This window comes from Gelidibacter mesophilus DSM 14095, assembly GCF_000423005.1.
Taxonomy (GTDB): domain Bacteria; phylum Bacteroidota; class Bacteroidia; order Flavobacteriales; family Flavobacteriaceae; genus Gelidibacter; species Gelidibacter mesophilus.
The window spans coordinates 115,553-124,698 of sequence record NZ_AUHD01000012.1 but is presented as its reverse complement, the minus strand read 5'-3'; the positions used below and the strand labels follow the sequence as shown (position 1 = coordinate 124,698).

Genomic DNA, 9,146 nt, shown 5'->3' with positions numbered 1-9,146 from the left:
ATCAATATCCTGATATAAAGATCGCTTTTAATCTGACCCAGGGACTGAGGAACATATTTAATACAGCCAAAACAATAGAAATAGCGTATACCAAACTGGCACATTGGTACAAAGATGTAGAGAATACAGGATTTAGAGCGTTCAACACAATTGCGAACACGATAACACTCAATTATAGATCAATACTGAACTATTTTATAAACAGAAGTACAAATGCCTCAGCAGAATCATTCAATGCAAAGATCAAAGCCTTTAGAGCACAGTTTAGAGGAGTCAAAAATGTAGAATTCTTCCTTTATAGATTAACCACAATCTTTGCATAAACACAACAATTGGGCTTGATCCCTGCGATAAGTGGTTTTCACGGCTTTTTTGATTTGCTTGCTTAGGCAAAACTGCATTGGCGACGCCACATATGAAAAAAGCCTAATAAATCTTTGATTTATTAGGCTTTTAATTGTCGGAAAGATCACGCTTTTAGGCGTGACGACCTCCATTTTGTCGGGGTGGCAGGATTATACCCTTTCCCCATAATATTATATATATCAATCAGTTACAGATTCCGGAACCAAACTGTTAGCCGATTTGTTGACGATATTATAAATGAACTTAAAGTAAAATGCTTTACTTTCTGATGGTGCAAATATATAATTTGTATTATTTCAAACCAACATAAAAAGTCATTTATTTTATGACTCTTAATACTGCTTCAAATTTGGTTCATTATGCCTTATCATTTCTACTAAATATCTTTAAGTTAATCATTCTGGAAACACATTAAATCGAGTAATCAACTATTTCATTATAGGTCTTTTAAGTGATGAACTTCTATAGAAAAATTTGAGGTAGAGAGTATTCATACAATATTACCGAAATATAAACGTCGCAAAATATTTTTCGGAAAAGGGACGGCATAAAGCCATCGCTTCTTCCCTCGCTTATTTATTCCGTTTCCTTTCCACTCTAAAATTTTGTCTTCCGTTTGGGTTTTGCTCAAATATTGTTTAATCTAAAATCATTTAATTATGGAAACAAAAGTAAAATCAAACGGAACAGCAAAAAAAGTAAATGCAACCGTTAAAAAGGAAGTTCAAAAGAAGTTGACCGAGGAAGCTATCGGAAAAGCTGTTACACCGGAAAAGCTCGTGGTAGCCAAAAAACCAGAGATTAATTTGGATGACAGAATTCAAAAGTTTGAAAAATTGAGAGGTTTGGCCAATCAACGTGAACGGTTGACGGAAACATTGAACGAGCTTACCAAGTTCAATTACAATCAGGATGGTTCGAGTTCCTTCCATATAAGGGACTCACGTAATCTGGAATTCAAGACGACCAACACGAATTTAATCAAGTTGGTAACTACACATTTACAGTCCACTTTGGAACAACGTAAATCAGAGATTGAAGAACAGATTCTAAAATTTGAACTTTAATGAAGCTAATGTCTTCAAATGTGAAAGCCTGCTCGCAAGAGTAGGCTTTCTTTTTTTAATCATATCTGTCTTCAGACAGGTCTAAAATCAAATATTATGTATTTAAATCGTTTACAACAAGATGAAATTTTCGTTTCAAATGAAATGAAATCGTTAAAAATTATTACTGGTATGGAGTCTCGAAGAGGACTTGAAAATGCCGTTATTTCCAATGACAAAATTGTGAATGTGGTCTCGAACAGTTATGGCCATATTCCAAATGAATTGTTTTTCAAAAAAGCCGAACAGCTATTACTGGATGCCAATCTGAAATATCATAAACGCACGATTAACAGAAATGACAGGTCTTTCATTGCCGACTTTATAATCGAGGACCATAATCAGTTTTCGTTGAAGAATGAACAGGATAAGATATTACCGATGTTGCGTTTCAAAAATTCCTATGACGGAAGCGAAAAGACTTCCGGGCATTTTGGATTTTATAGAGAAGTATGCACCAATGGCTTGCACGTTGCTCAATCAGAAATAGCATTTTCAATAAAGCACAGCAAAAACAATACAGATTTAATAATGCCGAAATTGAATTTTCTATTCGAGAAGTTCTTGGATAACGAATACTACGAAATCACAAGAAAATTCAGGGAAATGGAAGAAATCGTACTTATCGACACCAAAGCATTCGTAAAGGAAATATTGGAAAAAACGAAACTGTTCCGATATGAATGTAGCGACAAAAACGATAATCCTTCAAAGAAATCCAGGGAATTATTGGATATGATAGCCGAAGAAGGACACGATTATTATAAAACGCCCACATTATGGGATGGGTATAACGCCTTTAATTGGATGCTTCACAATACCTTGAAAAAAACTTTTTCGCAACAGGAAAAATTTGATAAGATATTGTTTGATGAAATATATGCAATGGTTTAAAGAAACATTATAAAAAGGTTCATCCAGTACCTTAAACTGGATTTTCACCTTTTCTAAAAGAGATTGAAGTACTCTAAATTTTCACAAATAAGAAATAATGGTATCTTTGTACCTAATGCAAAAACCAAATAAAATAGCGGCATTTTTCTTTTTAGGCTTGTTTAGCCTAATGATGCTGCATCAGGTTTTTCCGCATTTGCACCATCAACACGAGGACGCTCATTCCCATTCAGATATTGCCCATACTGGCGAACATCATCATCACGATGATGATTCCCACGAAGAAGAATCCCCTTATGGGTTTTTTGGGTTCGTTATGGATATGCACATCCATTCCACGGTATCCAGCGATATAGTCTTACTTGAAAGGAATACAATCGAGCAACAAACCGTTGTTGAAAAGGATGTTGCAAAAAGTTCTTTTGAAACCCAAAATATCTTCTTAATTGATTACAGGCAAAATAGTAAATCGCCTGTCTATCATCCACCCAATAAATACTTTAATCCCTACCTCTCTTCCCTCGACTCACGAGGCCCACCATCTTTAGGTTAATCGTTTAGGACTACGGTATCGCTACGGTACTGTTTCCTTTTATAAATGTAGACCTGTCAGCCGACAGGTAAGATTAAACCTAAAATTTCACACAATGAATAAACACATCGTGTCCGCAATTTGCGGATGCCTGTTCTTTGTTAGTGGTTTCTCACAGGATAAAAATATAGAGCAACTACTTAATGAAATAGAACAGAATAACACGGAGTTAAAAGGCTATCAATCATTCATTGAAAGTCAGCAACTCGAAAACAGGAGCAACAATAATTTGCCCGACCCACAGCTTTCTGGCTTTTATTTGCCATTTGGCGACAATAGAACTGGAGATTATACCGAATATCAACTATCGCAATCTTTTGAATTCCCAACGGTATATGCTGCTCGTGGCAAATGGAACGAGTCTAAATCGCAACAGTTAGCATCAGCCTATGCTAACAAGAGACAGGAAGTCTTGTTGAAAGCGAAGAACACGCTTTTGGAACTTGCTTACTTGCAAAAACAAAAAACTGTTGAAGCAGAAAGAAAAACCCAGAGCAAGCAGGTTTTTGACCAAATCCAAAAACTTTTTGATACCGAGCAAGTAGGCATTTTAGATTTGAATAAAGCGAAAATTGCTTGGATTCAAGAGCAGTTTGCCGTGGAACAGATTGAAACCGAAATTCAAATTTTGCTGTCAAAACTCAAAACGTTGAACGGCGGTAATGAAATTAGTGGCATTTCGACAGGACTTGCATTGCCTATTGAAGTTGGTGCGGAGGAAAGTCTTTGGCAGGAAAAATTATCAAATGACCCTTTACTGCAAGAATTAAAGGCTATTGAGACATCTTCACTTCAAAAAGTAAAACTGGAAAAAAACAAAGTACTACCAAACGTAGCACTTGGCTACAATTATCAAGGCGTTAGCGGTAGTCATTATTCTGGTTTTTATGGCGGTGTCTCGATTCCCCTTTGGAATAGCAAGAACAAAGTAAAAGCTGCCGAAGCCAATTATGAGTATCAGCAGTCCAATACGCAAGTAATTAGCACTTCGCTTTACACACAGTTTCAGGAAACTTATAATCGATACGAATTGATGCTCAAAAAATACAATGAGTATCAAACAACAATGGGCAATTTAGAAAGTGAGGATTTACTTTTTAAAGCCTATATGTTGGGCGAGTATTCGTTTATGGATTACTATGTAGAACTTCAGTTTTACAGAAATGCTTCAGATAAAATGTTGCAAATGGAAAAGGAACTGCAACTGCTTCAAGCACAATTATTAAAACATCAATTATAAATTTTAAACATACAATTATGAGGATTTCCAAAATAATATTCGCAATTCTAACAGTTTCAATTTTCACAATGACATCTTGTAGAGATACGAAATCAAAAACAGAAACCACTGAAGAACACGGTCACGACCACGATGCAGACGGCAACCATATGGGCGATGAAACCATAGAGCAAGAAGAGTTTCAAGTAGAAAAAGATTCTATGGAAATGAAAACGGATAGCCATACCCACGATGAGGGGAAGGAACACCAAGACCACTAAAAAACAAATAGATATAACAGATGAAATATATACTCATAGTGCTTGCCTTTTTGGCAATGTCTTGTAACAACAAGGCAGAAGACGCACACGCACACAATCCCGATGGTAGCCACGAAGGAGAAGAAATTCCACGCTTGGACCACACCATTTGGACAAACAAAACAGAATTATTCGTAGAATTCCCTGCTTTAATAGTAGGCAGTCCAAGCAGGCTTGCAGCCCACTTTACGGTGTTGGACAAGCATCAGCCCGTTCGCGAAGGTTCGGTTACGCTTAGTTTGATTAAGGGCGATAAAGGCATTCGCAATATCGCAGATGCACCTTCATCACCAGGCATATTCTCGCCTACCATTCAACCAAAAGAAGCTGGTAGTTACCAACTTGTTTTTGAATTGAAAACGCCAGACTATTCAGATAAAATAACGATTGACGATGTTACGGTCTATAGTAATGCAGATGAAGCCATAATGGCATTGGGTACTGCCGAAGATGATGGAAGTATCTCGTTCTTAAAAGAGCAGGCTTGGAAAATCGATTTTCAAACCGCACCTGTCGTTACGGGTAAAATTTACGATGTTATCAATACGTCCGGTGTTTGGATGCCATCGCCAGGTTCTACATAGTCCTTGGCGGCAAAATCCAATGGTGTGGTAGATTTTAAAGTAAATAACCTAACCGAAGGTACAGCGGTAAAACAGGGTCAGTTGTTGATGAGCTTGAACAGTCAAGGTTTGGCATCCAATAATTTAAGTACGGATATCGCTTCCGCGAAAGCGACATTCCAACAGGCCAAATCGGAATATGAAAGGAAGAAAGAGCTATACGAATCCAAAATAGTCCCGAAATCTGAATTTGAAAAAGTAGAGAGCAGTTTCGAGATAGCCAAAGCCAACTATCAATCATTGGTGTCTGGTGTCTCGGGCGGAAGCAAACAAATACGTGCACCTTTTGATGGTTTTATCAAATCCATAACTGTTTCAAATGGCGATTATGTAGAACAAGGTGTTACACTTGTAACCGTTGGGACGCATCAATCCAGAGTTTTAAAAGCGCAGTTAGCACCCAACTACGGACTTACGATGGGTAATTTACAAGGTATATGGTATCAGGATAATGATAACCAATGGAAAGACGTAACTGATGCCGAGGGCAAAATCCTTTCGATTGGTAAGGACGTGGAACGTGAAAATCCTTTGATTTCTGTTTTTACAGAAGTCAATGCCACCGTCGATATGCCAATAGGAAGTCTAACACCTGTTCAGATAGCGATGGGAAATGCAACACAGAACACAATGATTCCTGTGAATGCTCTCTTGGAAGACTATGGAAGCTATTCCGTTATCGTTCAACTATCAGGCGAAAGTTTTGAAAGACGACCTGTTAAGCTTGGAAAGCGCAATGGCGAAAATGTAGAGATACTGGAAGGTCTGCAAGTTGGCGAAGTGGTAGTAACTACAGGAGCATATCAAGTTAAAATGGCTTCAATGTCGGGTTCAACACCTGCACACGGTCACGAACATTAAAAACGAAGAGAAATGTTAAACAAAATATTATCAATTTCACTTCAAAACAGATTGCTCATACTATTGGGAGCGGTTGCATTGAGTGTGTTGGGCGTGTATTATGCACGTACAATGAACGTCGATGTATTCCCAGACCTTACAGCACCAACGGTAACAATCCTTACCGAAGCGCACGGAATGGAATCTGAAGAAGTAGAAAAATTAGTGACCTATCAACTGGAAACTGCCTTAAACGGTTCGCCCAATGTGAGACGCATCCGTTCGTCATCGGCAGCGGGAGTTTCCATTGTTTGGATAGAATTTGAGTGGGGAACCGATATTTATCGGGCACGACAAATTGTAAGTGAACGTATTCCAATGGTACGGGAAAATCTACCCGAAGGAATTGGAGCACCAACAATGGCACCTATTTCATCCATTATGGGCGAAATAATGCTCTTGGGAGTGACATCGGATAGTCTTTCGCCAATGGAACTGCGAACCTTATCCGACTGGACCATCAGGCCTCGTATAAAAGCCATTGGCGGTATTGCAAACGTGGTGGTTATTGGTGGCGATTACAAACAATATCAAGTATTTGCCAATCCCGAAAAGATGAAGTATTACGACGTGAGCCTCTCAGAATTGGTAGAACACGTTAAGGAAGCAAATCAAAATGCGCCCGGTGGTGTCATCAATCAATATGGCAATCAGTACATCATTAAGGGAAGTGGTAGGGCGTATGCGCTGGAAGACTTACAGGAAGCGGTTCTAAAGGAAGTGAATGGTCAAACCATCAAGATTAAAGACGTTGCAACCGTACAAATTGGTGCAGCTGATAAAATTGGCGATGGTTCATTAAACGCAAATCCCGCTGTGATTCTGACCATTTCTAAACAGCCCGATGTAAACACCTTGGAGCTGACAGACCGCTTGGACGAAGCTATTGCAGATTTGCAAAAAACCCTGCCCAAAGGTGTCAACATCAAAAGTCAAATTTTCAGGCAATCCGACTTCATTGACGCGTCCATCAGCAATTTGAATCAAACCCTATTGGAAGGAGCTTTCTTTGTAATGATTATCCTGTTCATCTTTTTAATGAACTGGAGGACTACCGTTATTTCCTTACTGGCTATCCCTATTTCATTATTGGTTTCCATCATCATATTAAAATGGCTGGGTTACACCATAAATACAATGAGTTTGGGTGGTATGGCCATTGCCATAGGAGCATTGGTAGATGATGCCATCATCGATGTGGAAAATGTGTATAAACGCTTGCGCGAAAACATCAGAAAACCGAAATCGGAGCGGGAATCGACCATAAAAGTAGTGCGTGATGCTTCGGTAGAGATTAGAAGTTCCATCATTATTGCAACCCTAATTATTATTGTATCATTTGTCCCCTTGTTCTTTTTAAGCGGAATGGAAGGTCGATTGTTGCAACCGCTGGGAATAGCATTTGTGACTTCGGTCTTGACCTCGTTGGTTGTTGCCGTAACCGTCACGCCTATTCTATGTTCCTATTTGTTGGATAACGAAAAACTTTTGAACAAGCAGGCAGAAGGTACACGCGTGGAGCGATGGTTACAAAAGCATTATGGCAACCTTTTGGAACGTGCCACAAGAATACCCAAAACCATTATTGGCGTAACTGTGATTGCCTTTCTGTTAAGTCTTTTAGTGGTCACACAGTTGGGAAGGAGTTTTCTTCCTGAATTTAACGAGGGCTCTTTGGTAATAAGTGTAGTCGGTCCACCGGGAATGTCTTTAGAAGAAAGCAACAAGACAGGTAAATTAATCGAAACTATACTATTGGATATGCCCGAAGTAGCCGTCGTTACAAGAAGACAAGGCCGTGCCGAATTGGACGAACATGCACAAGGTGTCAATGCTTCGGAAATTGATGTGCCTTTTGTACTTGAGGACAAAACAAAAGAAGAATTCTTTGAAGAAGTCCGAAACAATTTGAGTGTTGCACCAGGTGTCAACATTACTTTGGGGCAACCCATCGCCCACCGTATAGACCATATGCTTTCGGGTACACGGGCCAATATCGCCATAAAGATTTTTGGTTCAGATTTACAGCGACTGTTTGAAGTTGGTAAAAGCGTAGAACAGAACATCAAGGATATTGATGGACTGGCAGATGTTGCGGTTGACCAACAAATTGAAGTGCCTCAAATTCGTATTAAACCCAAACGCCAAATTCTCTCGGCTTATGGAATGACAGTAGGCAATTTAATGGAACAAGTAGATATCGCTTTTGCGGGGGAAGAAGCGGGCGAGATTTATGAAGGTCAGCAATATTTTGATTTGGTGGTGCGCTATGAAAAACAGTTTCGGGACAATATTGAGAACATCAATAAAACCTTGATTAGTTTACCAAATGGTGGACAAACCACGCTGGGCGAATTGGCAACCGTTCAATCGGTAAGCAGTCCAAACACCATCAATCGGGAAGATGTACAACGAAAGATTGTGGTCGCCGCCAATGTTCAAGGCAGGGATTTACGTGGTGCTGTTAACGAAATAAAGGAAGTCGTGGGCAACAATGTAAATATGCCAGAAGGCTATCGTGTACAATATGGAGGACAGTTCGAAAGTGAATCAAAAGCATCACAATTGCTTTTAATAACAGCCATCATCGCCGTAGCTATCATTTTCCTTTTATTGTATTATGAATTCAAGGACGTAAAACTGGCGTTCGTGGTATTGATCAATTTACCCTTGGCCTTGATTGGTGGTATCTTGATTGTGTATTTTACTTCAGGTATCATAAGTATTGCAGCGACCATAGGTTTTATCAGTTTGTTTGGTATTGCCACACGAAACGGTATTCTCTTGGTCTCACGTTACGAGGATTTAAGAAAAGAAGGAATCCAAGGCTTTCAATTGATAAAGAAAGGTGCATTAGATAGATTGAATCCCATATTAATGACAGCCTTTACCACAGGTCTGGCATTGATACCATTGGCCTTAAAAGGTGGCGAACCTGGTAGTGAAATTCAAAGCCCGATGGCGGTTGTAATTTTAGGTGGTTTGTTGTCAGCTACGATATTGAATTTGGTGGTAATTCCTTGTGTGTATCAATTAGTTCTGAAAAAAGAAAAATAGTAAATTGATTATAACTGTAAAACCTTCTTACTCTGGTAGGGAGGTTTTTTATGCCATTAGATTTATAAT

The 9,146-nt window shown here is 38.9% G+C and carries 9 protein-coding genes; all 9 read left to right on the top strand.

Annotation, left to right across the window (positions count from 1 at the left end; translation table 11 throughout):
• A partial coding sequence (locus G525_RS0114210) for a transposase (protein ID WP_245577805.1) occupies positions 1-323 on the top strand: 323 nt, incomplete at its 5' end.
• Positions 324-1,025: 702 nt separating this feature from the next.
• Positions 1,026-1,433, top strand: a complete 408-nt coding sequence (locus G525_RS0114205) for a hypothetical protein (protein WP_025743398.1) — start codon at positions 1,026-1,028, stop codon at positions 1,431-1,433.
• A 96-nt stretch (positions 1,434-1,529) separates the two neighbouring features.
• Positions 1,530-2,366, top strand: a complete 837-nt coding sequence (locus G525_RS0114200) for a DUF932 domain-containing protein (RefSeq protein WP_025743397.1) — start codon at positions 1,530-1,532, stop codon at positions 2,364-2,366.
• Between the two features lie 115 nt (positions 2,367-2,481).
• Positions 2,482-2,919: a hypothetical protein gene (locus tag G525_RS0114195; RefSeq protein ID WP_025743396.1), complete on the top strand. Its 438-nt coding sequence runs from the start codon at positions 2,482-2,484 to the stop codon at positions 2,917-2,919.
• Positions 2,920-3,013: 94 nt separating this feature from the next.
• A complete protein-coding gene (locus tag G525_RS0114190) occupies positions 3,014-4,198 on the top strand; it encodes a TolC family protein (RefSeq protein WP_025743395.1) in 1,185 nt (394 codons plus the stop codon).
• A 68-nt stretch (positions 4,199-4,266) separates the two neighbouring features.
• Complete coding sequence (locus tag G525_RS21045) at positions 4,267-4,458, top strand: hypothetical protein (RefSeq protein ID WP_025743394.1); 192 nt, start codon at positions 4,267-4,269, stop codon at positions 4,456-4,458.
• Positions 4,459-4,478: 20 nt separating this feature from the next.
• Entirely contained in the window at positions 4,479-5,081 is a 603-nt protein-coding gene (locus tag G525_RS22705; RefSeq protein ID WP_245577804.1) for a hypothetical protein, read from the top strand.
• A 3-nt stretch (positions 5,082-5,084) separates the two neighbouring features.
• Positions 5,085-5,981 carry an efflux RND transporter periplasmic adaptor subunit gene (locus tag G525_RS22700; RefSeq protein ID WP_281170403.1) on the top strand — a complete coding sequence of 299 codons (897 nt, stop codon included), beginning with the start codon at positions 5,085-5,087 and terminating at the stop codon, positions 5,979-5,981.
• A 12-nt stretch (positions 5,982-5,993) separates the two neighbouring features.
• Positions 5,994-9,077 (top strand): efflux RND transporter permease subunit, encoded by a 3,084-nt coding sequence (locus tag G525_RS0114175; RefSeq protein ID WP_027126754.1) that lies wholly within the window; start codon positions 5,994-5,996, stop codon positions 9,075-9,077.
• Positions 9,078-9,146: the final 69 nt, after the last annotated feature.